31 protein-coding genes are annotated in these 24,745 nt (G+C 69.7%); 25 read left to right on the top strand and 6 right to left on the bottom strand.

The features are described from left to right. The first annotated feature begins 11 nt into the window (after window positions 1-11). The 5 genes from AC5Y2S_RS10425 to AC5Y2S_RS10405 all read left to right on the top strand — a co-directional run bounded on the left by AC5Y2S_RS10425 (window position 12) and on the right by AC5Y2S_RS10405 (window position 4,795). Window positions 12-809, top strand: coding sequence for a PE family protein (locus tag AC5Y2S_RS10425; protein WP_499956044.1), 798 nt, complete (start codon window positions 12-14; stop codon window positions 807-809). Between the two features lie 79 nt (window positions 810-888). Further along, window positions 889-1,716 (top strand): SHOCT domain-containing protein, encoded by an 828-nt coding sequence (locus AC5Y2S_RS10420; protein WP_499956042.1) that lies wholly within the window; start codon window positions 889-891, stop codon window positions 1,714-1,716. A 49-nt stretch (window positions 1,717-1,765) separates the two neighbouring features. Next, a complete protein-coding gene (locus tag AC5Y2S_RS10415) occupies window positions 1,766-2,593 on the top strand; it encodes a mycofactocin-coupled SDR family oxidoreductase (RefSeq protein WP_499956040.1) in 828 nt (275 codons plus the stop codon). Between the two features lie 25 nt (window positions 2,594-2,618). Further along, window positions 2,619-3,791, top strand: coding sequence for an NAD(P)/FAD-dependent oxidoreductase (locus AC5Y2S_RS10410; RefSeq protein WP_499956038.1), 1,173 nt, complete (start codon window positions 2,619-2,621; stop codon window positions 3,789-3,791). A gap of 20 nt (window positions 3,792-3,811) precedes the next feature. Continuing rightward, window positions 3,812-4,795 (top strand): D-2-hydroxyacid dehydrogenase family protein, encoded by a 984-nt coding sequence (locus AC5Y2S_RS10405; protein WP_499956036.1) that lies wholly within the window; start codon window positions 3,812-3,814, stop codon window positions 4,793-4,795. On the opposite strand, the gene AC5Y2S_RS10400 is transcribed toward AC5Y2S_RS10405, so the two are convergent. Next, window positions 4,792-5,859 carry a DUF2332 domain-containing protein gene (locus AC5Y2S_RS10400; RefSeq protein ID WP_499956034.1) on the bottom strand — a complete coding sequence of 356 codons (1,068 nt, stop codon included), beginning with the start codon at window positions 5,857-5,859 and terminating at the stop codon, window positions 4,792-4,794. The genes AC5Y2S_RS10405 and AC5Y2S_RS10400 overlap by 4 nt on opposite strands. Then, window positions 5,856-6,449, bottom strand: coding sequence for a mycofactocin system transcriptional regulator MftR (mftR, locus tag AC5Y2S_RS10395; protein ID WP_499956033.1), 594 nt, complete (start codon window positions 6,447-6,449; stop codon window positions 5,856-5,858). The genes AC5Y2S_RS10400 and mftR overlap by 4 nt, the downstream gene beginning before the upstream one ends. Window positions 6,450-6,540: 91 nt before the next feature. Here mftR and mftA point away from each other — a divergent pair, with 91 nt between their 5' ends. The 7 genes from mftA to mftG all read left to right on the top strand — a co-directional run bounded on the left by mftA (window position 6,541) and on the right by mftG (window position 13,028). After that, window positions 6,541-6,630, top strand: a complete 90-nt coding sequence (mftA, locus tag AC5Y2S_RS10390; protein WP_499901718.1) for a mycofactocin precursor MftA — start codon at window positions 6,541-6,543, stop codon at window positions 6,628-6,630. A 5-nt stretch (window positions 6,631-6,635) separates the two neighbouring features. Beyond that, window positions 6,636-6,908, top strand: a complete 273-nt coding sequence (gene mftB / locus AC5Y2S_RS10385) for a mycofactocin biosynthesis chaperone MftB (protein WP_499879134.1) — start codon at window positions 6,636-6,638, stop codon at window positions 6,906-6,908. Further along, window positions 6,905-8,071, top strand: a complete 1,167-nt coding sequence (gene mftC, locus AC5Y2S_RS10380) for a mycofactocin radical SAM maturase (protein WP_499956032.1) — start codon at window positions 6,905-6,907, stop codon at window positions 8,069-8,071. The genes mftB and mftC overlap by 4 nt, the downstream gene beginning before the upstream one ends. Before the next feature lie 2 nt (window positions 8,072-8,073). Continuing rightward, on the top strand, window positions 8,074-9,255 hold the full coding sequence (gene mftD, locus AC5Y2S_RS10375) for a pre-mycofactocin synthase MftD (RefSeq protein ID WP_499956031.1): 1,182 nt from the start codon (window positions 8,074-8,076) through the stop codon (window positions 9,253-9,255). A 205-nt stretch (window positions 9,256-9,460) separates the two neighbouring features. Continuing rightward, entirely contained in the window at window positions 9,461-10,192 is a 732-nt protein-coding gene (mftE, locus tag AC5Y2S_RS10370) for a mycofactocin biosynthesis peptidyl-dipeptidase MftE (protein WP_499956030.1), read from the top strand. After that, the gene (gene mftF, locus AC5Y2S_RS10365; protein WP_499956029.1) at window positions 10,189-11,601 is read left to right on the top strand and encodes a mycofactocin biosynthesis glycosyltransferase MftF; all 1,413 of its coding nucleotides are present in this window, start codon (window positions 10,189-10,191) and stop codon (window positions 11,599-11,601) included. Before mftE ends, mftF begins: the two co-directional genes overlap by 4 nt. A gap of 5 nt (window positions 11,602-11,606) precedes the next feature. Then, complete coding sequence (gene mftG / locus AC5Y2S_RS10360; protein WP_499956027.1) at window positions 11,607-13,028, top strand: mycofactocin dehydrogenase MftG; 1,422 nt, start codon at window positions 11,607-11,609, stop codon at window positions 13,026-13,028. Window positions 13,029-13,034: 6 nt separating this feature from the next. On the opposite strand, the gene AC5Y2S_RS10355 is transcribed toward mftG, so the two are convergent. The 3 genes from AC5Y2S_RS10355 to AC5Y2S_RS10345 all read right to left on the bottom strand — a co-directional run bounded on the left by AC5Y2S_RS10355 (window position 13,035) and on the right by AC5Y2S_RS10345 (window position 16,551). Then, window positions 13,035-13,988: a PE family protein gene (locus AC5Y2S_RS10355; protein WP_499956025.1), complete on the bottom strand. Its 954-nt coding sequence runs from the start codon at window positions 13,986-13,988 to the stop codon at window positions 13,035-13,037. Window positions 13,989-14,095: 107 nt separating this feature from the next. Then, window positions 14,096-14,953 (bottom strand): PE family protein, encoded by an 858-nt coding sequence (locus tag AC5Y2S_RS10350; RefSeq protein ID WP_499956023.1) that lies wholly within the window; start codon window positions 14,951-14,953, stop codon window positions 14,096-14,098. Then, window positions 14,941-16,551 (bottom strand): MFS transporter, encoded by a 1,611-nt coding sequence (locus AC5Y2S_RS10345; protein WP_499956022.1) that lies wholly within the window; start codon window positions 16,549-16,551, stop codon window positions 14,941-14,943. The genes AC5Y2S_RS10350 and AC5Y2S_RS10345 overlap by 13 nt, the downstream gene beginning before the upstream one ends. A 243-nt stretch (window positions 16,552-16,794) precedes the next feature. Here AC5Y2S_RS10345 and AC5Y2S_RS10340 point away from each other — a divergent pair, with 243 nt between their 5' ends. The 12 genes from AC5Y2S_RS10340 (at window position 16,795) to rpsQ (ending at window position 23,242) form a co-directional block, all read left to right on the top strand. Beyond that, a complete protein-coding gene (locus AC5Y2S_RS10340) occupies window positions 16,795-17,406 on the top strand; it encodes a TetR/AcrR family transcriptional regulator (RefSeq protein WP_499956021.1) in 612 nt (203 codons plus the stop codon). Window positions 17,407-17,739: 333 nt separating this feature from the next. Then, the gene (gene rpsJ / locus AC5Y2S_RS10335; protein ID WP_003873519.1) at window positions 17,740-18,045 is read left to right on the top strand and encodes a 30S ribosomal protein S10; all 306 of its coding nucleotides are present in this window, start codon (window positions 17,740-17,742) and stop codon (window positions 18,043-18,045) included. A 14-nt stretch (window positions 18,046-18,059) separates the two neighbouring features. Continuing rightward, the gene (rplC, locus tag AC5Y2S_RS10330; RefSeq protein ID WP_067012928.1) at window positions 18,060-18,713 is read left to right on the top strand and encodes a 50S ribosomal protein L3; all 654 of its coding nucleotides are present in this window, start codon (window positions 18,060-18,062) and stop codon (window positions 18,711-18,713) included. Continuing rightward, entirely contained in the window at window positions 18,713-19,366 is a 654-nt protein-coding gene (rplD, locus tag AC5Y2S_RS10325) for a 50S ribosomal protein L4 (RefSeq protein WP_499956019.1), read from the top strand. The genes rplC and rplD overlap by 1 nt, the downstream gene beginning before the upstream one ends. Then, window positions 19,366-19,668 (top strand): 50S ribosomal protein L23, encoded by a 303-nt coding sequence (gene rplW / locus AC5Y2S_RS10320; protein WP_067012931.1) that lies wholly within the window; start codon window positions 19,366-19,368, stop codon window positions 19,666-19,668. The genes rplD and rplW overlap by 1 nt, the downstream gene beginning before the upstream one ends. A gap of 29 nt (window positions 19,669-19,697) precedes the next feature. After that, window positions 19,698-20,540: a 50S ribosomal protein L2 gene (rplB, locus tag AC5Y2S_RS10315; protein ID WP_085190746.1), complete on the top strand. Its 843-nt coding sequence runs from the start codon at window positions 19,698-19,700 to the stop codon at window positions 20,538-20,540. 12 nt (window positions 20,541-20,552) lie between these two features. Next, window positions 20,553-20,834 carry a 30S ribosomal protein S19 gene (gene rpsS / locus AC5Y2S_RS10310; protein WP_025738376.1) on the top strand — a complete coding sequence of 94 codons (282 nt, stop codon included), beginning with the start codon at window positions 20,553-20,555 and terminating at the stop codon, window positions 20,832-20,834. Beyond that, on the top strand, window positions 20,831-21,379 hold the full coding sequence (rplV, locus tag AC5Y2S_RS10305) for a 50S ribosomal protein L22 (RefSeq protein WP_499956017.1): 549 nt from the start codon (window positions 20,831-20,833) through the stop codon (window positions 21,377-21,379). The genes rpsS and rplV overlap by 4 nt, the downstream gene beginning before the upstream one ends. Next, on the top strand, window positions 21,379-22,212 hold the full coding sequence (gene rpsC / locus AC5Y2S_RS10300; protein WP_499879145.1) for a 30S ribosomal protein S3: 834 nt from the start codon (window positions 21,379-21,381) through the stop codon (window positions 22,210-22,212). Before rplV ends, rpsC begins: the two co-directional genes overlap by 1 nt. 3 nt (window positions 22,213-22,215) lie before the next feature. After that, window positions 22,216-22,632 carry a 50S ribosomal protein L16 gene (rplP, locus tag AC5Y2S_RS10295; RefSeq protein ID WP_499901706.1) on the top strand — a complete coding sequence of 139 codons (417 nt, stop codon included), beginning with the start codon at window positions 22,216-22,218 and terminating at the stop codon, window positions 22,630-22,632. After that, window positions 22,632-22,877 carry a 50S ribosomal protein L29 gene (gene rpmC, locus AC5Y2S_RS10290; RefSeq protein WP_499956016.1) on the top strand — a complete coding sequence of 82 codons (246 nt, stop codon included), beginning with the start codon at window positions 22,632-22,634 and terminating at the stop codon, window positions 22,875-22,877. Before rplP ends, rpmC begins: the two co-directional genes overlap by 1 nt. Continuing rightward, window positions 22,874-23,242, top strand: coding sequence for a 30S ribosomal protein S17 (gene rpsQ / locus AC5Y2S_RS10285; protein WP_499956015.1), 369 nt, complete (start codon window positions 22,874-22,876; stop codon window positions 23,240-23,242). Before rpmC ends, rpsQ begins: the two co-directional genes overlap by 4 nt. A gap of 17 nt (window positions 23,243-23,259) precedes the next feature. Here the strand turns inward: rpsQ and AC5Y2S_RS10280 are convergent, their stop codons facing one another. Continuing rightward, window positions 23,260-23,958 (bottom strand): TetR/AcrR family transcriptional regulator, encoded by a 699-nt coding sequence (locus AC5Y2S_RS10280; protein WP_499956013.1) that lies wholly within the window; start codon window positions 23,956-23,958, stop codon window positions 23,260-23,262. A 56-nt stretch (window positions 23,959-24,014) separates the two neighbouring features. On the opposite strand from AC5Y2S_RS10280, the gene AC5Y2S_RS10275 reads away from it, so the two are divergent. Next, window positions 24,015-24,698, top strand: a complete 684-nt coding sequence (locus AC5Y2S_RS10275) for a DUF2306 domain-containing protein (protein WP_499956011.1) — start codon at window positions 24,015-24,017, stop codon at window positions 24,696-24,698. The last annotated feature ends 47 nt before the right edge of the window (window positions 24,699-24,745 follow it).

The following is a 24,745-nucleotide window of genomic DNA, read 5'->3' as shown; positions in this document are numbered from 1 at the left end:
GGGAGGTTCGGATGTCGTTCGTTTTCGCGACGCCCGAATACCTGGCTGGAGCGGCATCCGACCTGGCGAACATCGGGTCCACCATCAGCTCCGCCAACGCGGCCGCGTTGGGCCCCACTTCGGGGGTCCTGGCCGCCGGCGCCGACGAGGTCTCGGCCGGCATAGCCGCGCTGTTCGACGCCCATTCGCAGGTCTACCAGGCGCTCAGTGCCCAGGCAGCGCTGTTCCACCAGGAGTTTGTCAACCTGATGAGCAGCGGCGGGGTGCAGTATGCGCTCGCCGAGGCCACGAACGCGTCGCCGCTGCAGACCGTGGAGCAAGGCGCGATGAGCGTGGTCAGCGCCCCCGCGCAGGCCGCGGCGATGGCCGTCCAGGCGGGCACCGGCGCCGCCGGGGCCCCGACCACCGCCGCCAGCGTCGCGCCCGGAGCCTTCGGCGCGGGCGGTAGCGGCGTGGCCGGCCAGCTGATCAGCAGCGTCGGCGCCGACCCCGCCGCCGCGCCCGTCGGCACCGCGGGATCGTTCAGTCCCGGCGGGGCCGGCCTCACGGGCAGCCTGGTCGCGGGCCAAAACTTCGGCGGGGTCCCCGCGGCCGGTGGAAGCGGTGCGCTGGCCGAGTCCGGCGCCGCCATGGAGGCCGCCGGCGCCGAAGACCTCGGTATCGGGGAGACGGCCGCGGCCGCTTCGCCGATCACCCCGCTGGCGGGGCTGCCCACGACGGCATCCGCCGCCCCTGCCGCGGCGGTACGACCCGGCACACCGGCCTACTCTCCCGCACCGGCCGCGGCGTCCGAGCCCGCCGAGGAGTGACGGGCGCTCGCTTTGCGAGCGTGGCGCTGGCGGCAGCGTTAATCTGACACGGACTTCCCAGCGAGGCGAGGAGAGACACGTGTTGGCGCGCTACCTGAAGGCACAGTTGATCGTTTTGCTGTGCGGCGGCCTGGTCGGACCGATCTTTTTGGTCGTCTACTTCACCATGGGTTTCGGTGACCTGCTGTCGTGGATGCTCTACGTCGGCCTGCTGATCACCGTCGCCGACGTGGTGATCGCCATCGCGCTGGCCAACTTCGGGGCGAAGTCGTCCGCCAAGAACGCGGAGCTCGAGCAGACCGGCGTGCTGGCGCTCGCCCAGATCACCGGGCTGACCGAGACGGGGACGTGGATCAACAACCAGCAAGTGGTCAAGGTGCACCTGCACATCTCCGGGCCGGGGTTCCTGCCGTTCGACAGCGAGGACCGCGTCATCGCCCACCTCACCCGGCTCGGCAACCTCAACGCCCGCAAGGTGGTGGTTCTGGTCAACCCCACCACGCAGGAATACCGCATCGACTGGGAGCGCAGCGCCCTGGTCAACGGGCTGGTGCCCGCGCAGTTCACCCTGAGCGAGGACAACCGGACCTACGACCTCAGCGGGCAGGCCGGCCCGCTGATGGAGATCCTGCAGATCCTCAAGGCCAACAACGTCCCGCTCAACCAGGCGGGCGACCTGCGGTCCAATCCGGTCCTGCGTCAGCAGATCTCGGCCGTGGTGCGCCGGGCGGCCGAACAACAGGCCCCGGCCCCCCAGCCCGCCGCGGGCGGTCCCGCACCCGGCGCCACGCCCCAGCAACCGTCGATCGCGCAGCGGCTCCAGGAGCTGGAGACGCTGCGTGCCAGCGGCGCGCTGACCGACCAGGAGTACAACAGCCGGCGGGCCCAGATCATCTCCGAAATCTGAATCCGGGCCGCATTAGAACACGTTTCAGTTCCGCTGCTAGCCTGTCTTCGTGGCTGCACAGGTTGGATCACTGCAAGGACGGGTGGCATTCGTTACCGGCGCCGCGCGGGCGCAGGGCCGGTCGCACGCGGTGCGGCTCGCCCGGGAGGGCGCGGACATCATCGCGCTCGACATCTGCGCGCGGGCTTCGGACACCCTGACCTACACGCCGGCGACGCCCGAGGATCTCAGCGAGACCGTCCGCCTGGTCGAAGCCGAGGGCCGCAAGGTGCTGGCTCGCGAGGTCGACATCCGGGACGACGCCGCGGTGCGTCAACTGGTGGCCGACGGCGTCGAACAATTCGGGCGGCTCGACGTCCTGGTCGCCAACGCCGGGGTGCTCGGCTGGGGCCGGGTCTGGGAACTCACCGACGAGCAGTGGGACACCGTGATCGGGATCAACCTGACCGGCACCTGGCGCACCCTGCGCGCCGCGATTCCCGCGATGATCGAGGCCGGCAACGGCGGTTCCATCGTCGTCGTCAGCTCGGCCGCGGGCCTGAAGGCCACGCCCGGCAACGGCCATTACGCCGCCAGCAAATTCGGGCTCACCGGCCTGACCAACACCCTGGCGATCGAACTCGGCGAATACGGCATCCGGGTCAACTCCATCCACCCCTACTCGGTCGAAACCCCGATGATCGAGCCCGAGGCGATGATGGAAATCTTTGCCAAGCACCCCCGCTACGTGCACAGCTTCCCGCCAATGCCGATGCAGTACAAGGGATTCATGACGCCGGACGAGGTGTCCGACGTCGTCGTCTGGTTGGCCGGTGACGGCTCGGGCACACTGTCGGGCACGCAGGTCCCCGTCGACAAGGGCGCGTTGAAGTACTGACCGGCCACCGTGGTATGAACTCCACGTGACTGAAAAGGGCATCGTGATCGTGGGCGGTGGGCTCGCCGCTGCCCGCACGGCCGAGCAACTGCGCCGGTCCGAATACGCCGGCCGCATCACGATCGTCAGCGACGAGGTGCACCTGCCCTACGACCGCCCGCCGCTGTCCAAGGAGGTGCTGCGCAAAGAGGTCGACGACGTGGCCCTCAAACCGCGCGAGTGGTACGACGAGAAGGACATCACGCTGCGCCTGGGTGCCGCGGCCACCGCGCTGGACACGGCAAAGCAGACGGTGACGCTGTCCGACGGAACCGCGCTCGGCTACGACGAACTCGTCATCGCCACCGGGCTGGTGCCCCGGCGCATTCCCGCGTTCGGAGATCTGGACGGGATCCGGGTGCTGCGCTCGTTCGACGAGAGCATGGCGTTGCGCGAGCACGCGTCCGCCGCGCAGCGCGCCGTCGTCGTCGGCGCCGGTTTCATCGGCTGCGAGGTGGCGGCCAGCCTGCGCAGCCTGGGCGTGGACGTGGTGCTGGTCGAACCGCAGCCGACGCCGCTGGCGGCGATCCTCGGCGAGCAGATCGGGCAGCTGGTGGCGCGGCTGCATCGCGACGAGGGCGTCGACGTTCGCCTCGGGCTCGGGGTGGCGGAGGTGCGCGGCGAGGGGCACGTCGACACCGTGGTGCTGACCGACGGGACGGAACTCGCCGCCGATCTGGTCGTGGTCGGCATCGGATCGCGACCGGCGACCGAGTGGCTCGAGGGCAGCGGCGTCGACGTCGACAACGGAGTCATCTGTGACGAGGCCGGGCGCACCAGCGCGCCCAACGTGTGGGCCCTGGGCGACGTCGCCTCCTGGCGCGACACGACGGGACACCAAGCGCGCGTGGAACATTGGAGCAACGTCGCCGACCAGGCCCGCGTGGTGGTGCCCGCGATGCTCGGACAGGACGTGCCGTCGGCCGTGGTGGTGCCGTATTTCTGGAGCGACCAGTACGACGTCAAGATCCAGTGCCTGGGCGAGCCCGAGGCCACCGACACCGTCCACCTCGTCGAGGACGACGGCCGCAAGTTCCTGGCCTACTACGAGCGGGACGGGGTGCTGGTCGGCGTGGTCGGCGGTGGGATGCCCGGCAAGGTCATGAAGGTCCGCGCCAAGATCGCCGCCGCCGCACCCATCGCCGAGGTGCTGGGCTGACGGCGGGCGAGCGCGCCCGGATGGCGAAAGTCGCGATACTCGACGATTACGCCGGCGTGGCCCTTGACCTCGCCGACTGGTCGTCGGTGCGGACCCGTTGTGAGCTCACGGTTTTCGACCGCCACCTGTCCGAGGCCGAGGCCGCCGACGCGTTGCGGCCCTTCGACGTGATCTGCACCCTGCGCGAGCGGATGGCGCTGCCGCGCACGCTCATCGAGCGGCTGCCTAACCTCAAGCTGATCACCATCGTCGGCCGGAGCCTGCCCAACCTGGACATGGCCGCGGCCACCGAGCGCGGGGTGCTGGTCGCCCACTCGGATTTCGCCAACCCGCGATTCTCCTCGGTTCGCGACGCGACCCCGGAACTGGCCTGGGGCCTGTTGATCGCGACGGTGCGCAATCTGGCCGAGGAACATCGGCGGATGCGCGACGGGGGATGGCAGTCGACCACCGGTATGACCTTGGCCGGCAAGACGCTTGGGCTGCTCGGGCTGGGCCGGACCGGCAAGCGCATGGTCGAATACGCGAAAGTCTTTGGCATGCAAGTGATTGCGTGGAGCCAGAATCTCACCGACGAGGCCGCCGCGGCGGCCGGCGCCCGCCGGGTCGAGAAGGCGGCACTTTTCGCCGAGTCCGACGTGGTCTCGATCCACCTGGTGCTCGCCGAGCGCACCCGCGGGCTGGTCGGCCGGCCCGAGCTGGCCCTGATGAAGTCGCATGCCTACCTGATCAACACCTCGCGCGGCCCCATCGTGGACGAGGCCGCGCTGATCGACACGCTGCGGACCGGTCGCATCGCCGGGGCCGGGCTCGACGTCTACGACACCGAACCCCCGCCGCCCGACCATCCGTTGCGGGCGCTGGCGAACGTGACGCTGTCTCCCCACCTCGGCTACGTCACCCGCGAAATGCTCAGCGCCTTCTACGAAGACACCGTCGAGGCCGTCGTCGCCTGGCTGGATGGGGCGCCCGTCCGGATCGCGAACCCCGAGGCTCAGAACTAACCCAGCGAAACCTGCAGCCAATTCACGGGCGGGCCATGTGGATGGCACTCGGCGAGGACCGCGAACTCGCCACCCGGCCAGCTGCGGGCCCGCACCAAAAACCGGATCGGCGCGCCGGGCCCGTCCCGCGCGGGCTCCAGCGTCAGGTGCGCGAACGGGAACCGGGCGTCGGCCTGGGCGCCGAGCGCCTCGATCGCGTCGCGGACCGCGGCGCGCTCCTCGTCGGACAGGTACTGCCAGGTGATCGAATGCCACAGCACGGTCAGCGCGCCGGCGGCGAGGGTCAGGCCGGCGACCGCCTCGGCCGCCGTGCGGCGCTCGAGTCGCGCCGGGACGTTCCGGGCGACGGCGATGGCACCGCGCAGCCGGCGCAACCGGGCGTCCTGGTCGGGCCAGACGTAGCTCAACGCGGTCACTTCCCCCTCGGCGCCGGTGACGTCGATGGGCGCGATGTCGTAGCCGTTTCGCTCGACGACGCGCAGGGGGCCGTCGGGCGGCAGGGCGCCGCGCCACGCGTCGTTGATGGTGACCGGCGAGTCGGGCGGCCCCCACCTGCCGGCCTGGTGCCGGTAGTGGTAGTGGTCGGCGCGCATGTTCAGCCCCGCGCTCGATCCGATCTCGAAAAGCCTTATCGGCAAACCCAATCCGCGGTTGAGCAGCAGCAGGCCACCGATCAGCGCGGCGGATCGGCCCACCTCGTTGGTCTGCGGCGGCTGATGGAGCGCGGCGCGCAACGGGTCGGCATGCTCCGCCACGGTGCGCAGGACTTCGGGCCACGCGCTCGCCGCGTCCCAGGCGCCGCCGGTGCTGGGATACCAGCGCCGCAACTGCGGCGCCCGGCCGTCGAGCACCAACCGGTGCAGCCCGCCGAGCAGCCGAAGCGGCACCGCGTGGCGCGAGGGTGCGTCCTCGTGCCCGGACAGGATGGTCGCGAAGACGCCGCCCGCCTCGACGTCGCCGGCCACCAGCTCGAAGAGCTCCCCGTACATCGGGGAGCCGGAGCCCGCGCAGAACCGGCCCTGCGAGCGCAGCATGTGCAGCAGGTGCTCGGTGCCCCCGCTCATCGGTCCAGCCTTTCCAGCCCGGCCCCGACGACGTCGAACGCATCGCCGAGCGCGGCCGGCAGCGGGACGGATTCGTCGGAGAGCCAGTGCTCGTAGGCGCTCAACGCCACCCCGAGCATCGTCCAGGCGACGGTCTGCGGCAGCGGGTCGGTCGTCTTGACGCCCAGCCGGTGGGCCACGAAGCCCGCCATCACCTCGCGCCAGCCGGCATACATGGTCATCGAATAGGCCTGCAGCTCCGCGGTTTCCAGGATGACCCGCATGCGCTGGCGGTGGCGGACCGTTTCGCATTCGTCGAAGGTGTTGAACGCCAACAGCGCCCCGCGCAGCGCCTCGTCGAGGGGCACCCGCGGGTCGACGTTGTCGAGCAGCTCCCGCAGGTGCGCGAGGTGGGCGTCGAAGTCGCCCCACAGGATCGCGTTCTTGGACGCGTAATAGCGAAACAGCGTGCGGCGGGCGATGCCGGCCGCGTGCGCGACGTCGTCGACGCTCACCTCGGCGAACCCCCGGGCGGCGAACAGGTCGAGGGCGACGTCGGTGATGTGCCCCGGCGTCGTCGAACGGCGTCGGCCCACCCGCGGCTGCGGCATGTTCGGACCCGCCCTTCCATTGCGGCACTCGATGCCATATTGTGTCCAGAACGATCCATCCTTGTCGAGTCCCAACGGGAGGAAAAGTTTCATGGAGCACGAAAACCAGACCGAGACCGAGCTCGTGACCGAGACCCTCGTGGAAGAGGTGTCCATCGACGGGATGTGCGGGGTCTACTGATCCGCGTGTTCGACCCCGATCGCGGCTGGCGGCTGCATCCGCAGGTGGCGGTGCGGCCGGAGCCGTTCGGCGCGCTGCTCTATCACTTCGGCACCCGCAAGCTGTCCTTCCTGAAGAACCGCACCATCCTCACGGTGGTGCGGTCGCTGGCCGACCATCCCGACGTCCGGTCGGCCTGCCGTGCCGCGGGCGTGGACGACCCGGGGCAGGAGCCTTACCTGCACGCGCTGGGTGTGTTGGCGGATTCAAAGATGTTGGTACTTCAGGAGGCTCAATGACCGTCACGGTTCCGCGGCTGATCGAGCAGTTCGAGCGCGGGCTGGACGCCCCGATCTGCCTGACCTGGGAGCTGACCTACGCGTGCAACCTGGCCTGCGTGCACTGCCTCTCGTCGTCGGGCAAGCGCGACCCGCGCGAGCTGTCCACCCGCCAGTGCATGGACATCATCGACGAGCTGGAACGCATGCAGGTGTTCTACGTCAACATCGGCGGCGGCGAACCCACCGTGCGGCCCGACTTCTGGGAGCTGGTCGACTACGCGACCGCGCACCACGTCGGCGTGAAGTTCTCCACCAACGGCGTCCGGATCACGCCGCAGGTCGCGGCGCGCCTGGCGGCCAGTGACTACGTCGACGTCCAGATCTCGCTCGACGGCGCCACCGCGGAGGTCAACGACGCCGTCCGCGGCGCCGGCTCGTTCGCGATGGCGGTGCGGGCGCTGGAGAATCTCGCGGCCGCTGGCTTCAAGGATGCGAAGATCTCGGTCGTCGTGACCCGGCACAACGTCGACCAGCTCGACGAATTCGCCGCGCTGGCAAGCCGTTACGGCGCCACCCTGAGGATCACCCGGCTCCGGCCCTCGGGCCGGGGCGCCGACGTGTGGGAAGAGCTGCACCCCACCGCCGCCCAGCAGGTCCAGCTCTACGACTGGCTGGTCGCCAAGGGGGAGCGGGTGCTCACCGGTGACTCCTTCTTCCACCTCGCGCCGCTCGGCTCCTCCGGTGCCCTTGCCGGTTTGAACATGTGCGGCGCCGGCCGGGTGGTGTGCCTGATCGACCCCGTGGGCGACGTCTACGCCTGCCCGTTCGCCATCCACGACCGCTTCCTGGCCGGAAACATCCTGTCCGACGGGGGATTTGACAACGTCTGGAAGAACGCGCCGCTGTTTCGTGAACTCCGCGAACCGCAGTCGGCGGGGGCCTGCGGCAGCTGCGGGCACTACGACAGCTGCCGGGGCGGCTGCATGGCGGCCAAGTTCTTCACCGGCCTGCCGATGGACGGGCCGGACCCCGAATGCGTCCAGGGCCACAGCGAGCAGGCGCTGTCGCGCGACCGCAGCACACCGCGGCCCCGCGCCGACCACTCCCGGAAGACGAGCGGGCCAGTACTTCTGACACTGTCGCGACCGCCGGCGCGGCTGTGCAACGAAAGCCCCGTATAGCCATGGCCGACCAATGGTTCGAAACGGTCGCCATCGCCCAGCAGCGCGCGAAGCGGCGGCTGCCGAAATCCGTTTATTCGGCGCTGCTTGCGGGCAGCGAAAAGGGAATCACCGTCGCGGGCAACGTCGAAGCGTTTAACGAACTCGGATTCGCGCCCCATGTCGTCGGCGCGCCGGAAAAGCGCGACCAATCGACTACCGTTATGGGACAGGATATTTCGTTTCCGGTGGTCATTTCGCCGACCGGCGTCCAAGCCGTCGATCCGGACGGCGAGGTGGCCGTCGCGCGCGCGGCCGCGGCGCGGGGAACGGCGATGGGGCTGTCCTCGTTCGCCAGCAAGCCGATCGAAGAGGTCATCGCCGCCAATCCCAAACTCTTCTTCCAGGTGTACTGGCTCGGCGGGCGCGACGCCATCGCCGAGCGCGTGGAACGCGCGCGCCAGGCCGGCGCGGTCGGTTTGATCGTCACCACCGACTGGTCGTTCTCGCACGGGCGCGACTGGGGCAGTCCGAAGATCCCCGAAGAGATGAACCTGCGGACCATCCTGCGGCAGTCTCCGGAGGCGGTCTTCAAGCCCCGCTGGTTGTGGAAGTACGGCAAGACGCTGCGCCCGCCGGACCTGCGGGTGCCCAACCAGGCGCGCCGCGGCGAGCCCGGTCCGCCGTTCTTCGCCGCATACGGGGAGTGGATGGGCACCCCGCCGCCGACCTGGGACGACATCGCCTGGCTGCGCCAGCTGTGGGGCGGACCGTTCATGCTCAAGGGCGTGATGCGCGTCGACGACGCCAAAAGGGCTGTGGACGCCGGTGTTTCGGCGATTTCCGTGTCGAATCACGGCGGCAACAACCTGGACGGCACGCCGGCGTCGATCCGCGCGCTGCCCGCCGTGGCCGCGGCGGTCGGGGACCAGGTCGAGGTGCTGCTCGACGGCGGCATCCGCCGCGGCAGCGACGTCGTCAAGGCGGTGGCGCTCGGGGCGCGCGCTGTGATGATCGGCCGGGCATACCTATGGGGCCTCGCGGCCGGCGGCCAGGCCGGTGTGGAGAACGTCCTCGACATCTTGCGCGGCGGCATCGACTCGGCGCTGATGGGTCTGGGGCGCTCCTCGGTACACGACCTCAGCCCGGGCGACCTCTTGGTGCCGGCCGGCTTCACCCGGGCGCTCGGGGTGCCGCCGGCCTAAACCTGGGCACGTCGGGCCTTTTTCCCAAGATTGAGCATGAGCGGTTTTCACCAGCAGCGCGAAATGGTCCTCTAGCGTGAATCGACGGCGGCGAAAATTGTGGTGCTTGCGAGGCAACCGTGACGAACGAGCCATCAAATTCGACCGCTCGGTGAACAACCCAGAAAAAAATAATTTTGTAGGGTCAACAATTGGTGCACGCCAGGTGAATTCGTCCTACCATCAGCCAGTGCCCGTACTCGGCGAATTAGCGACGATGGCGTCGAGCCAGCTATTCGGCACCTCGCCGTCGTTAATGGTCCCGCTGGGGTCGACCGAACAACACGGTCCACACCTCCCGGTGGACACCGATACCCGGATTGCGGCGGCGGTCGCGCGCGGGGCCAGGGCCCGCCTGGAGCAGGACTGGTTGGTGGCGCCGGCCATCGCCTACGGCGCCAGCGGCGAGCACCAAGACTTCGCCGGAACGATCTCGATCGGCACCGAAGCGCTGACCGCGCTGCTGGTGGAGTACGGCAGGTCAGCGGCCTGCTGGGCCCCGCGGCTCGTCTTCGTCAACGGCCACGGCGGCAACGTCGGCGCGTTGCGCGGCGCGGTGAGCACGCTGCGCGCCGAGGGCCGCGACGCCGCATGGTGCCCCTGCGTCGCCCCCGGCGGCGACGCCCACGCCGGCCATACCGAAACATCGGTATTGCTCCACATCTCACCGGCCGACGTGCTGACCGACCGGTGGCTCATCGGCAACCGGGCGCCGTTGGGAGACCTGCTCCCCTCGATGCGCCGCGGGGGCGTCGCGGCGGTCAGCCGGGTCGGGGTGTTGGGGGACCCGACCACCGCGACGGCCGCCGAGGGCAAGCGCATCTTCGCCGAGATGGTCGACGACTGTGTCCGTCGAGTCGCCCGGTGGTCGCCCGGGCCCGACGGGATGATCACATGACCGCTACCCGATTGCCGGACGGGTTCGCCGTCCAGGTCGATCGCCGCGTGCGGGTGCTCGGCGACGGCTCCGCCCTGCTGGGCGGCTCACCGACTCGCCTGCTGAAGTTGGCTCCCGCCGCCCAGAGCATGCTCTCCGACGGCCGGCTGAAGGTTCGCGACGACGTCAGCGCCCAGCTGGCCCGCACCCTCCTGGACGCCACCGTGGCGCATCCCCGGCCGGCGGGCGGCCCGTCGCACCGCGACGTCACGGTGGTTATCCCGGTGCGGGACAACGTCTCCGGGGTGCGGCGCCTGGTCAGTTCGCTGCGCGGGTTGCGCGTCATCGTGGTCGACGACGGTTCGTCCCCTCCGATCGAGCCGGAAGACTTCATCGGCGCGCACTGCGACGTCGAGGTGCTGCGGCACGCCCACAGCAAGGGTCCGGCGGCGGCGCGCAACACCGGGCTGGCCGCCTGCACCACCGACTTCGTGGCGTTTCTGGACTCCGACGTCGCGCCGCGCCGCGGCTGGCTGGAGGCCCTGCTCGGTCACTTCTGCGATCCGACCGTCGCCCTGGTCGCGCCGCGCATCGTGGGCCTGTCGCACAGCGAGAACGTGGTGGCGCGCTATGAGGCGGTGCACTCGTCCCTGGACCTGGGGGAGCGCGAAGCCCCGGTCCTGCCCCACAGCACGGTGTCCTACGTCCCCAGCGCGGCGATCATCTGCCGCCGCTCGGCCATCCGCGGCGTCGGCGGGTTCGACGAGACGATGCAGTCCGGCGAGGACGTCGACCTGTGCTGGCGGCTCATCGAAGCGGGCGCCCGGCTGCGTTACGAGCCGATCGCACAGGTGGCCCACGATCACCGCACCGAGCTACGGGATTGGCTCGCGCGCAAGGCCTTTTATGGCGGTTCGGCGGCCCCGCTGTCCGTTCGCCACCCGGACAAGACGGCCCCGGTGGTGATCTCCGGCTGGGCGCTGATGGCCTGGATCCTCGTCGCGTTGGGGACGAGCCTCAGCCAGCTCGCCTCGATCGTCGTCGCGCTGCTGACGGGTCGGCGGATCGCCAAGGCGATGCGCGGCGCCGACACCTCGCTGGTGGACGTCCTCACGATCGCGACTCGCGGACTGTGGTCGGCGGCGCTGCAGCTGGCGTCAGCCCTGTGCCGGCACTACTGGCCGCTGGCCTTGGTCGCGGCCATCCTGTCGCGCCACTGCAGACGCGTCGTGCTGGTGGCCGCCGTCATGGACGGCGTGGTGGACTGGCTGCGCCGCCGGGACGCCACCGGCGACGACGCCGAACCCATCGGGCTGCTGACCTACGTGTTGCTCAAGCGGGTCGACGACCTGGCCTACGGCCTCGGGCTGTGGTGGGGTGTGGTGCGCGAACGCAACGTGCGCGCGCTCAAGCCGCAGATTCGCACTTAACCGCTTTGACCGTGGCCGCCCCGCGCAGCGATGTGCTGATCGTCGGTGCCGGCAGCGGTGGATCCGTTGTTGCCGAACGCCTTTCCGCCGACCCCGCCCGCACCGTCACCGTCCTGGAGGCCGGGCCCGCACTCGCCGACCCGGAACTGCTGGCCCTGACCGCCAACGGGTTGCAGCTGCCGATCGGGGTCGGCAGCCCCCTGGCCCGGCGCTACCTGACCACGCTGACCGATCGGCACGCCCTCAAGTTGCCGATCGTGCGCGGGGCCACCGTCGGCGGGTCGGGCGCGATCAACGGCGGCTACTTCTGTCGCGGCTTGCCGCGCGACTTCGATCGCGCAGCGGTTCCCGGCTGGGCGTGGCCGGATGTGCTCGAGCACTTCCGCGCGATCGAGACCGACCTCGATTTCGACGGGCCGGCCCACGGTAAGTCCGGGCCCATCGCGGTGCGCCGGACACGCGAAATGACCGGTACCACGGAAACATTCATTGCGGCGGCCGAACGCGCCGGATTCCCTTGGATCGACGATCTCAATGACGCCGGGCCGGAACTGGTTTCGGGCCTGGGCGCGGTCCCACTGAACATCGTCGACGGGGTGCGCACCGGCTCCGGGGCCGCGTACCTGCTACCGGCGCTTGGGCGGCCCAACCTGACATTGCTGGAGCGGACCCGCGCGGTGCGGCTGCGGTTCGCGGGCGCCGCCGCGGTGGGCGTCGACGTGGTCGGCCCGCAGGGCCGGGCGACGCTGTTCGCCGACCGAATCGTGTTGTGCGCCGGCGCCATTGAGTCGGCTCACCTGCTGATGCTGTCCGGCATCGGCGACGAAGCGATGCTGCGCGCCGTGGGCGTTCCGGTGGTGGCGCCGCTGCCGGTCGCGACGTCGTTCAGCGACCACCCGGAGTGGGTGTTGCCGACCAACTGGGCGGTGGCCCCGGGCCGGCCCGTGGTGGAGGTCGTGCTCAGCACCGCCGACGGGATCGAGATCCGGCCGTACACGGGCGGATTCGTGGCGATGACCGGCGATGGCACCGCGGGCCACCCCGACTGGCCGCACATCGGGGTGGCGCTCATGCGGCCGCGAGCGCGCGGTCGCATCACGCTCGTCTCACCGGACCCAGACGTGCCGCCGCACATCGAGCATCGCTACGACAGCGAGCCCGACGACGTCGCCGCGCTGCGCCGGGGGAGTGAACTGGCCCGCGAGTTGGCCGGTGCCGCAACGTCTGTCGGGTCGCCGGTGTGGTCGACGTCGCAACACCTGTGCGGCACCGCGCCGATGGGCGCCGTCGTCGACCCGGGCTGCCGGGTGTTGGGCATCGAAAACCTTTGGGTGATAGACGGTTCCATCCTGCCCGCGATCACGAGTCGCGGTCCGCACGCGACCATCGTGATGGTCGGCCACCGCGCAGCGGAATTCGTTGCGTGAGTCGAGCTATGGACTGAAGACGACACCGTCCGCGCCGGGCACGCCGATGAGCAAGCCGCCTTGGCCGCCGACGCCGGGCGGGTTCGTGCCGGCGGTGAAGCCGTTTCCCCCGTTACCGCCGAACCCAATCAGCTGGGCGTCGCCGCCGTTGCCGCCGGCGCCGTCTTGGGCCGTGCCGAAACCGCCGTTGCCGCCCGCGCCGCCGTTGCCGATCAGGGCGGCGTTGCCGCCCCCACCGCCGCTGCCGCCGGTAACCCCGGTACCGCCGGAACCACCGGGCCCGCCAGTGCCGAACAGTCCACCCGTCCCGCCGTGCCCGCCCACGCCACCGGCGCCGGCGGCGTTGCTCCCCCCGGCACCGCCCGCGCCGCCCACGCCACCGAACAACCCACCGGCCCCGCCGCTGCCCCCCGCGCCGCCGCCCGCGCCGCCCGCCCCGCCGGTCCCGCCGACACCGCCGAAAAAGCCGCCGGCTCCGCCGTTACCGCCGCTTTTGCCGCTGGCGCCGTACCCGCCGTTCCCACCGCTACCCCACAACCAGCCGCCGTCGGCACCGTTGGCTCCCGTGTTGGGCTTCCCGTTGGTGCCGTTACCGATCAGCGGGCGCCCCGTCAACAACACGCTGGGCGTGTTGATCACGTTGAGGATGTCCTGCTCGATGGTCTGCAGCGGGGTGGCGTTGGCCGCCTCGGCGAGCGAATATTGCGACGCGCCGCCACCCATCAGCTGCACGAACTGTTGGTGGAACGATTCCAACTGGGCGCTCAGTGCCTGGTACTGCTGGGCATGTGCCCCGAACACCGACGCGATGGCGGTGGACACCTCATCGGTGCCCGCCGCGATGATCTCGGTGGTCGTGCCCGCCGCCGCGCCGTTGGCCTGCCGCAGCGCGGCGCCGATTCCGGCCAAATCCTGTGTGGCTACTTGCATTACGTCGGGTGCCGCGATCAGAAAAGTCATTTCACGCGCTCCCAACTTGACTTTGCTGGAGCTAATGCTAGACCCGCCGCAACACCGCAATGCCGTTTTCGCCGGATGGCTGGCGGCTCCGAGCGGGAGCCCGTGAATCAGGCCGAGTAGGGGTGCATCTCGATCGGTGCGCCGGTCGCCGCCGGTTGCTCCTCATGGGAAGCGGCCGCCGCCGTCGGGGAGTAGGGCGGCGTCGCCGGGGAATAGTTCGGGGTTGCCGCCGGCGCCGCGGTGAGCGGCGTGGTGACCGGCATCGCCTGCGCGGCCGTCACCGGAGAGATTGCCGGGGTTTCGATCGGCCCCTCCACCGGCGCCGCCGCCACCGGCGCGCCAACGGGTGCGGGTGTGGCGACTTCAGCCGGCACCGCGGCGGCCGGCGTGCCCGCCGGTGCAAGCGGCGCGACCGCCGGCGCCACCGCCGGCGCCGCCGCGAGCGGCGTGCCGGTCGGCGCCAGCGCGACCGGTGCCGCTGGAGCCGGCGTGACCGCCGCCGCCAGGGGTGTCGCCGGTGCGGCCGGCGCCGCGCCACCGGCGGCCCCCGCCGCCGCCGCGGGCACTCCCGCCGCCGCGGAGCCCGCCGAGGCCGCGGTGCCGGCCAGCGGTTGCGCGGTCGAGAGCGCCTGCCCGGGGACATTGCCCGCCACCATGTTCTGGACGGTTTGCAGGGGAGAGGCGTTCGCCGCCTCGGTGAGGGCGTATTGCTCGGCGCCGGCGCTCATCAACTGGACGAACTGGCTGTGGAAGGCCTGCGCGGCGGCGCTTAGCGCCTGATAGACCTGGGCGTGCGCGTCGAACAGGCTCGAGATGCCGGCCGACACCTCGTCGGCGCCCGCGGGTGCCACGCTGGATACCGGGCCCAAAGCGGCGGAGTTTGCGTCGCTGATCGCGGATCCGATGTTCGCCAAATCCAATGCGGCGTTAGCCACATATTCGGGCGCTGCGATCACATACGACATTCGGCTCCCCCGGCTGTCTCGACGTCGTCCGCCTCCCCATCACGGACACCGCTTCGCGCAGAGTATCGCCCATCCGGGGTCGCCCGAGGCGTTTTCAGCGGATCTTCAGCAAGCATTCGCCGGCAACCCACGAGCCGGCGCACCAGACTCAGCTGCCGCCCGTCGCGGCCCGGAGCCCACAGCCCGATCAGGATCGCGGCGACGGCGACGATCACGGCCAGGACCGTCGTCGAGGCGTGCATCGCCGTCATGAACGCCGCTTTGCTGGCCTCGGCCAGCTGGCCACCCTGCGGCCCCAGTTTCCCGGCCACCTCGACGGCCTTGGCCAGCGAATCGGTCGCGGGGCCACGCACCGGGTCGGGGAACCCCGCCAACCTGGGCGCCAGCTCGTGCGAGTAACGGCCGGCCAGTATCGAGCCGGCCACGGCGATCCCCAGGGCCCCGCCCATCTCTCGCGACGTGTCGTTGACCGCGGACGCGACGCCCTGCTTTTCGTCGGGGACCGCGCCCATGATCGCCGAGGTCGTTGGTGCGGTGCAGAATCCGATGCCGGTGCTCAGGATCAGCGTGGGCCACGCCAACTCGAGGAAACTCGAATGGAGGTCGAGCGTGCGCATGCACAGGAAGCCGATCGCCATCGTCAACGTGCCCACGAACAGCACCAGCCGCAGGCCGAACTTCGGCACATACCAAAACGACAGCGCCGAGAAAATGCCGAGCGGGACCATGAAGGGACCGAACGCCACCGCCGTCATCAGCGGGGAGTAGCCCATGATCTGCTGCACGTACTGCATGCCCAGGTAGAAGAAACCGAACGTCGCGCCGAACAGGATGACGATCGTCGCCACCCCGGTGGCGAAACTGGGATCGCCGAACAGTCGGACATCCAGAAGCGGGTGCCTCATCCGGAATTCGACGACGCCGAACACCGCCGCGATGGCCGCCCCGGCGACGAGCCCGCCCCAGACCAGGGGATCGCTCCAGCCGCGGTCGGGCGCTTCGAGGATCGCGGCCACCGCGATCGCGACGGCCGCGCCGATCAGGACCGCGCCCAGCGAATCGATCCGTGGCGCGTCGTGCTCGCGCGACGACGCGACGGTGCACGCCAGCGCGAAGATCGCCAGCCCGGCGACGCCCAACGACCAGAAGATCGCATGCCAGTCCCAAAAGCGAAGCAGCAGGCCGGATCCGAGCATGCCCAGCACCCCGCCGGAACCGGCGGTGCCGGCCCAGATCCCGACGGCCTTGATCCGGTCCTCCTTCGGGTAGGCCACCGTCAGCAGCGACAGCGTCGCGGGCATCACGAAGGCGGCGCCGACGCCGGCGACCGCCCGGCCCGCGATGATCTGCAGCGGGCTGTGCAACAGCGCCGGCGTGGCCGACCCGAAGGCGAAGATGACCAAACCGATGAGCAACGCGCCCCGCCTGCCGTACCGGTCGCCGATCGCCCCGGCGGGCAGCAGCAAACAGGCCAGCGCCACCGTGTAACCGTCGACGATCCAGGTCAGCTGCGACTGGGTCGCCGAGGTGGCGACGGCGAGATCCCCCAGCGCGGTGTTCAGCGCCGTCATCGACGCGACGACCAGCCCGACGCCCATGCAGGCGACGGTCAGGGTCCAAGTTCGGGCCCGGGGACTACCCCCGAGGCGCGCTACATCAGTACGCTGATCAGGCCGTACCAGCGCTTCGACCATATAAATGCGCCTCCTAACGGGGGCGTAGACAGACTTTCGAGACTATTGGTCTTGTAGGTAGACCGATAGTCTCGGTTCCAAACCGGGAGGTAGCTCACAATTACCGGCGGAAGTACCGATCCCCGTCCAGCGCGGTCCAGGGCCCGTTTGCTCGAGGCCGCCGCCGCGCTGCTGCGATCGGGGGGTCCCAGCGCGGTGACCGTCGATGCGGTCACTCGTAGCGCCAATGTAGCGAGGGCGACCCTGTATCGCCACTTCCCGAGCGGAAATGATTTGCTGGCAGCGGCATTCAACAGCCTGATACCGCCGCCGCCGATGCCGCCCGCCGACGGTTCACTGCGCGATCGCCTTATCGGGCTGGTGCTGGCCCAGGCCGAGACCGTGGCGCAGGCGCCGGCCCTCCTGACGGCCATGTCGTGGCTGTCCCTGGGCCGCGACCTGGATGTGTTGCCCGAACCTCAGCACCTCGGCATGTGCGACGGCGGCGCGATCAGCACCCTGCGGGAGCGCATCGCCCAGCAGTACGCCGCGCCGTTCGACGCGGTTTTCGACAGCCCCGAGGCCGCCGCCGAACTGGGCGAGGTCGACCGGTCGCGCGCCATCGCGATGTTGATCGGCCCGCTGGTACTGGGGCGGCTATCGACCCTGCCCGACTTCGACTATCGGGAGTGTGCCCGGGCCTCCGTCGACGGTTTCCTGCACGTGCAGCGGGCCCAGCAGAGGGCCGACGCGGCGGCCACGGAATCGGCCGGCGCCTGAGTCCCGGCGACGTTTGCCCGGGATTTGGCCAAACCCATGATCTGAGGCATACTGTTCGGGTTGCCTTGCGCCGGGTTCTGCCTGGCCGGGCATACGACCAGCGCCCAACCGGGCGCGTCCGGTCTCATCCTCGGAGCGCGACTTAATTTTGGCCGCGAACGAGGCTGCGTGAGGGTGACACGCCCGACCGCGGGGGCCGGTGGACCACGACAGGTAAACAGCGGCGCAATACCGGCGCGACGCTCGACCGGCCCAAGATTGGGCCGCCGATTGGCGCGCCGGGGCACCAGGCCCGAATACGGGCCTTTAACAGGAGTGAGGGTAGGAGAAAGCGTGGCGGGACAGAAGATCCGCATCAGGCTTAAGGCCTACGACCATGAGGCCATCGACGCATCGGCGCGCAAGATCGTCGAGACCGTCGTCCGCACGGGTGCCAGCGTCGTAGGTCCGGTGCCGCTGCCGACCGAGAAGAACGTGTACTGCGTCATCCGCTCCCCGCACAAGTACAAGGACTCGCGGGAGCACTTCGAGATGCGTACGCACAAGCGGTTGATTGACATCCTCGATCCGACGCCGAAGACCGTCGACGCGCTGATGCGCATCGACCTTCCGGCCAGTGTCGACGTCAACATCCAGTAGGAGATCCAGAACTCATGGCAAGAAAAGGCATTCTGGGTACCAAGCTGGGCATGACGCAGGTGTTCGACGAGAACAACCGGGTTGTCCCGGTGACGGTGGTCAAGGCCGGCCCCAACGTGGTGACCCGCATCCGCACGCCGGAGCGCGACGGCTACAGCGCCGTTCAGTTGGCGTACGGCGAGATCAGCCCGCGCAAGGTGAACAAGCCGGTGACCGGTCAGTACACGGCGGCGGGCGTCAACCCGCGCCGCTTCCTGGCCGAGCTGCGGCTGGACAACCCCGACGCCGCCGCCGAATACGAGGTCGGCCAGGAGCTGACGGCGGAGATCTTCGCCGACGGCGCGTATGTCGACGTGACCGGCACCTCCAAGGGGAAGGGCTTCGCCGGCACCATGAAGCGGCATGGCTTCCGCGGCCAGGGCGCCAGCCACGGTGCCCAGGCGGTGCACCGCCGGCCGGGTTCCATCGGAGGCTGCGCCACCCCGGCGCGGGTCTTCAAGGGCACCCGGATGGCCGGCCGGATGGGCAACGACCGGGTGACCGTGCAGAACCTGTTGGTGCACAAGGTCGATACCGAGAACGGCGTGCTGTTGATCAAGGGTGCGGTCCCCGGCCGCACCGGCGGACTCGTGATGGTTCGCAGCGCGATCAAACGAGGTGAGAACTGATGGCTCTCAAGATCGAAGTCAAGACGCCGGACGGCAAGGTCGACGGCTCCGTCGAGCTGCCCGCCGAATTGTTCGACGCCCCGGCCAATATCGCGCTGATGCACCAGGTGGTCACCGCGCAGCGGGCGGCCGCCCGGCAGGGCACGCACTCGACCAAGACGCGCGGCGACGTCAGCGGTGGCGGTCGCAAGCCCTACCGGCAGAAGGGCACGGGCCGCGCCCGCCAGGGTTCGACCCGGGCGCCGCAGTTCACCGGTGGTGGCACCGTGCACGGCCCGAAGCCGCGGGACTACAGCCAGCGCACGCCCAAGAAGATGATCGCCGCGGCGTTGCGCGGCGCTCTCTCGGACCGGGCGCGCAACGGGCGCATCCACGCGGTGACCGAGTTGGTCGCCGGCCAGACCCCGTCGACCAAGAGCGCCAAGGCTTTTCTGGCCACGCTGACCGATCGCAAGCAGGTGCTGCTCGTCATCGGTCGCGCCGACGAAACCGGTGCGAAGAGCGTGCGCAACCTGCCCGGCGTGCACGTCCTGGCGCCCGACCAGCTGAACACCTACGACGTGCTGCGCTCCGATGACGTGGTGTTCAGCGTCGAGGCCCTCAACGCCTACATCTCCGCCAACACCAGCTCCACCGAGGAGGTTTCGGCCTGATGGCGACCATCGCTGACCCCCGCGACATCATCCTGGCGCCGGTCATCTCCGAGAAGTCCTACTCACTGTTGGACGACAACGTGTACACGTTCGTGGTGCACCCCGACTCGAACAAGACGCAGATCAAGATCGCCATCGAGAAGATCTTCTCCGTCAAGGTCGCGTCGGTGAACACCGCGAACCGGCAGGGAAAGCGCAAGCGCACCCGGACCGGATACGGCAAGCGCAAGGGCACCAAGCGCGCCATCGTCACCCTGGCCCCGGGCAGCAAGCCGATCGACCTCTTCGGCGCACCGAGCTAGCCGAGCGCGAGAGAAAGACCTGATTAGACATGGCAATTCGTAAGTACAAGCCGACGACCCCGGGTCGCCGCGGCGCCAGCGTGTCCGACTTCGCCGAGATCACCCGTTCGGAGCCGGAGAAGTCCCTGGTTCGCCCGCTGCACGGGCACGGTGGACGCAACGCCCACGGCCGGATCACCACCCGGCACAAGGGTGGCGGCCACAAGCGCGCCTACCGGGTGATCGACTTCCGTCGTAACGACAAGGACGGCGTCAACGCGAAGGTCGCGCACATCGAGTACGACCCGAACCGCACCGCCAACATCGCGCTGCTGCACTTCCTGGACGGCGAGAAGCGCTACATCATTGCCCCGCTTGGGCTCTCGCAGGGCGATGTGGTGGAGTCGGGCCCCAACGCCGACATCAAGCCGGGCAACAACCTGCCGCTGCGCAACATCCCGGCCGGTACCTTGGTGCACGCCGTGGAGCTGCGCCCGGGTGGCGGCGCCAAGCTCGCGCGCTCGGCCGGGTCGAGCATCCAGCTGCTCGGCAAGGAGGGCAGCTACGCGTCGCTGCGGATGCCCAGCGGCGAGATCCGCCGCGTCGACGTGCGCTGCCGCGCCACGGTCGGCGAGGTGGGCAACGCCGAGCAGGCAAACATCAACTGGGGCAAGGCCGGTCGCATGCGGTGGAAGGGCAAGCGCCCGTCCGTCCGTGGTGTCGTGATGAACCCGGTCGACCACCCGCACGGCGGTGGTGAGGGTAAGACCTCCGGTGGTCGCCACCCGGTCAGCCCGTGGGGCAAGCCGGAGGGCCGCACCCGTCACCCGAACAAGCAGAGCAACAAGCTCATCGTCCGACGCCGGCGCACCGGCAAGAAGCACTCGCGGTAGGAGTAGCAACCTATGCCACGCAGCCTGAAAAAGGGACCGTTCGTCGACGACCACCTGCTCAAGAAGGTGGACGTGCAGAACGAGAAGAACAGCAAGCAGGTCATCAAGACCTGGTCTCGCCGGTCGACGATCATTCCGGACTTCATCGGCCACACCTTCGCCGTGCACGACGGGCGCAAGCACGTCCCGGTGTTCGTCACCGAGGCGATGGTGGGCCACAAGCTAGGCGAGTTCGCCCCGACGCGGACCTTCAAGGGGCACATCAAGGATGATCGGAAGGCCAAGCGGCGATGACCACAACTGAGTTTCCGTCCGCGGTCGCCAAGGCGCGGTTCGTGCGGGTGTCGCCGACCAAGGCGCGCCGGGTGATCGACCTGGTGCGCGGCAAGTCGGTGGAAGACGCGCTCGACATCCTGCGCTGGGCGCCGCAGGCCGCCAGCGAGCCGGTGGCCAAGGTGATCGCCAGCGCCGCGGCCAACGCGCAGAACAACAACGGCCTGGACCCGGCGACGCTGGTGGTCGCGACCGTGTACGCCGACGAGGGACCGACGGCCAAGCGCATCCGTCCGCGCGCCCAGGGCCGCGCGTTCCGGATTCGCCGACGCACCAGCCACATCACGGTCGTGGTGGAAAGCCGGCCCGCCTCCGGCGAGCGGTCGGCGAAGTCCACGCGGGCGCGTCGCGCCGAGGCCAGCAAGGCGGCGGCGAAGGCGCCGGCCAAGAAGGCACCGGCCAAGAAGGCTCCCGCCAAGAAGGCGCCGGCCGCCAAGAAGGCCCCGGCAAAAAAGGCCCCGGCCAAGGCTTCTGAGGCTTCTGAAGCGAAGGGAGGCTCAGACTAGTGGGCCAGAAGATCAATCCGCACGGCTTCCGGCTCGGCATCACCACGGACTGGAAGTCCCGTTGGTACGCCGACAAGCAGTACGCCGACTACGTCAAGGAAGACGTCGCGATCCGGCGGCTGCTGTCCACCGGCCTGGAGCGCGCCGGCATCGCCGACGTGGAGATCGAAAGGACCCGGGACAGGGTTCGCGTTGATATCCACACCGCGCGTCCCGGGATCGTCATCGGCCGCCGCGGCACCGAGGCCGACCGGATCCGGGCCGACCTGGAGAAGCTGACCGGTAAGCAGGTCCAGCTCAACATCCTCGAGGTCAAAAACCCCGAATCGCAGGCGCAATTGGTGGCGCAGGGCGTCGCCGAGCAGTTGAGCAACCGCGTGGCGTTCCGCCGCGCCATGCGCAAGGCCATTCAGTCGGCGATGCGGCAGCCCAACGTCAAGGGCATCCGGGTGCAGTGCTCCGGTCGCCTCGGCGGCGCGGAGATGAGCCGCTCGGAGTTCTACCGCGAGGGCCGGGTGCCGCTGCACACGCTGCGCGCCGATATCGACTATGGCCTGTACGAGGCCAAGACCACCTTCGGCCGCATCGGCGTGAAGGTGTGGATCTACAAGGGCGACATCGTCGGCGGCAAGCGCGAATTGACCGCCGCCGCCCCGGCGGGCGCCGACCGTCCGCGCCGCGAGCGGCCGTCGGGCACGCGTCCGCGGCGCAGCGGGGCGTCGGGCACCACGGCGACCAGCACCGAGGCCGGCCGGGCCGCGGGTGCGGAGGACCAAGCAGCGCCTCCGGCCGAGGCCGCGCCGGCCCCCGAACCGCAGAGTACGGAGAGCTGAATCATGTTGATTCCCCGCAAGGTCAAGCACCGCAAGCAGCACCACCCGCGCCAGCGCGGCATCGCCAGCGGCGGGACGCAGGTGAACTTCGGTGACTACGGCATCCAGGCGCTCGAGCACGCCTACGTGACCAACCGGCAGATCGAGGCGGCTCGTATCGCGATCAACCGGCACATCAAGCGTGGCGGCAAGGTGTGGATCAACGTCTTCCCCGACCGCCCGCTGACCAAGAAGCCCGCCGAAACCCGGATGGGTTCGGGTAAGGGCTCCCCCGAGTGGTGGGTGGTCAACGTCAAGCCGGGCCGGGTGCTGTTCGAGCTCAGCTACCCCAACGAGCAGACCGCCCGGGCGGCGCTCACCCGCGCAATCCACAAGCTGCCGATCAAGGCACGCATCGTGACCCGAGAGGATCAGTTCTGATGGCACTGGGCATTTCGCCGGGCGAACTGCGCGAGCTCACCGACGACGAGCTCACCGACCGCCTGCGCGAATCCAAGGAGGAGCTGTTCAACCTGCGCTTCCAGATGGCGACCGGGCAGCTCACCAACAACCGCCGGCTCCGCACGGTGCGTCACGAAATCGCGCGCGTTTACACCGTGCTGCGCGAACGAGAACTGGGCCTCGCTAGCGGACCCGACGGAACCGACGGAACTAAGGATTCGTGATGGCAGAAGCTAAGAAGACGCCCGAAAAGGCCGCGCCCAAGAAGACCGCTCCCAAGAGCACCGACGCCGCGTCGAAAGACAAGGGCCCCAAGCACACTCCGGCCAACCCGAAGACCCGCGGGCGGCGCAAGGTGCGCATCGGCTATGTCGTGAGCGACAAGATGCAGAAGACCATCGTGGTCGAGCTGGAAGACCGCATGCGTCACCCGTTGTACGGCAAGATCATCCGGACCACCAAGAAGGTCAAGGCGCACGACGAGAACAGCACCGCCGGCATCGGCGACCGCGTCTCGCTGATGGAGACGCGCCCGACGTCGGCCACGAAGCGCTGGCGGCTCGTCGAGATCCTCGAGAAGGCCAAGTAGCCCGGGCCCAACCGGTCTTAGCCCGCGGTCCTGACCGCGATGCCGTCGAGCAGCTGTCCCAACCCGGAGCGGAACTCGACGCGGTGGCCGGCGTCCGCGCCGTCGAAAGCCCCGGCCTCGAGCGCCGCCGACAACGCCGGGAATCGGTCCGCATCGATCACCCGACGCAGCAGGGCGGGGTAGTGGGGACCGTCGACGGGTGCGGCCTCGATCGCCAGCGCCGCGGCTCCGCGAACGAAATGCAGCACCGCCATGACCGCGGCCAGCTTGTCGCGCTCGGCCAAATTCGTATCGCCCAGCGTCGCGAGCCCGGCGTCCAGCCACGCCAACTGGCCCGGGTCGGCGGGAGGCCCGGCCGACACCGCCTGCAACACCCACGGATGCCGGTGGTACACGTCCCATAGCCCGGTGGCCCAATCGGCAAGAGCGCCACGCCAATCCGCTGGGTCCGACGGCGCGGGCGGCGGCCCCGGTGCCGCCGACAGCATGAACGTGACCAATTCATCCTTGTTGGCCACATGGCGGTACAGCGACATGGTGCCACAGCCCAGCCGCTCGGCCAGCCGGGCCATCGACAGGGCGCCCAGACCGTCGGCGTCAGCCAGGTCCACGGCCGCGGCGACGATGCGCTCCCGATTCAGACCCCGCGTCCGACGGCCGCGGGCGGGCTCGCGCCAGAGCACTTCCAGGGCGCGGGGCAGATCCTCGTCGGACATCGCCTCAAGCCTAATCGAGATGCGCGCCCTTGTGCGTATAGCATACGCTTCTGCGTATGGCATACGCAAAATCCGCTTCCCGTCGCAAACCGCTCGCCGTGGCCCTGGCCTTGGTCGTCGTCGCCTTCCTCGCCTGCTCCCTGCCGCCGTACTTCACCGGGCGGACGCGCGTGCCGCCCACGTTCGCGCTGCACTACCCGCTGCTGGTGGGCCACGTGATGTTCGCGAGCGTCGCGATGGTCGCCGCCGTGCTGCAGATCTGGCCCGGGCTGCGGACCCGCCGACCCGCGCTGCACCGACGCGTGGGACGGATCTATTTCGGGGCCGCCACCGCGGCCGCCGTGTGCGCGATGGCCATCGGGGCGGCGACGCCGTTCGGCCCGCTGTTGGCGGTCAGCAACGTCTTTCTGGCGTCACTGTGGCTGTGGTTCACCATCGACGGCTACCTCGCGGCGCGGCAGCGCCGGTTCGCCGAACACCGTCGCCACATGATCACCAGCGCGACGCTTGCGCTGTCGATCATCACCAACCGGATCTGGACGCCGGTCCTCTTCGTCTCGCTGCAGCCGTTGCGCGACAGCGTCTTTAGCGGCAATGCGGAGCATTACCTGTGGTTCGTCGCCGGTCTCGGCGCGTGGCTGGGGTGGACGGTTCCGTTCTTGACCGTGCGATGGTGGCTGCGTCGCAAACCGGTAGCGCCGTCGCGGATTTCTCAGCCAACGCACACATCGCGGGTGTAATCTCCGGGCGACCTCAATCGAGCGCTATCCACCCCGGGGCGAGGCTG

The organism is Mycobacterium sp. NGS69, assembly GCF_059812165.1.
Note: the sequence above shows the minus strand (reverse complement) of the source record. Positions and strands in the feature narration are given on the sequence as shown.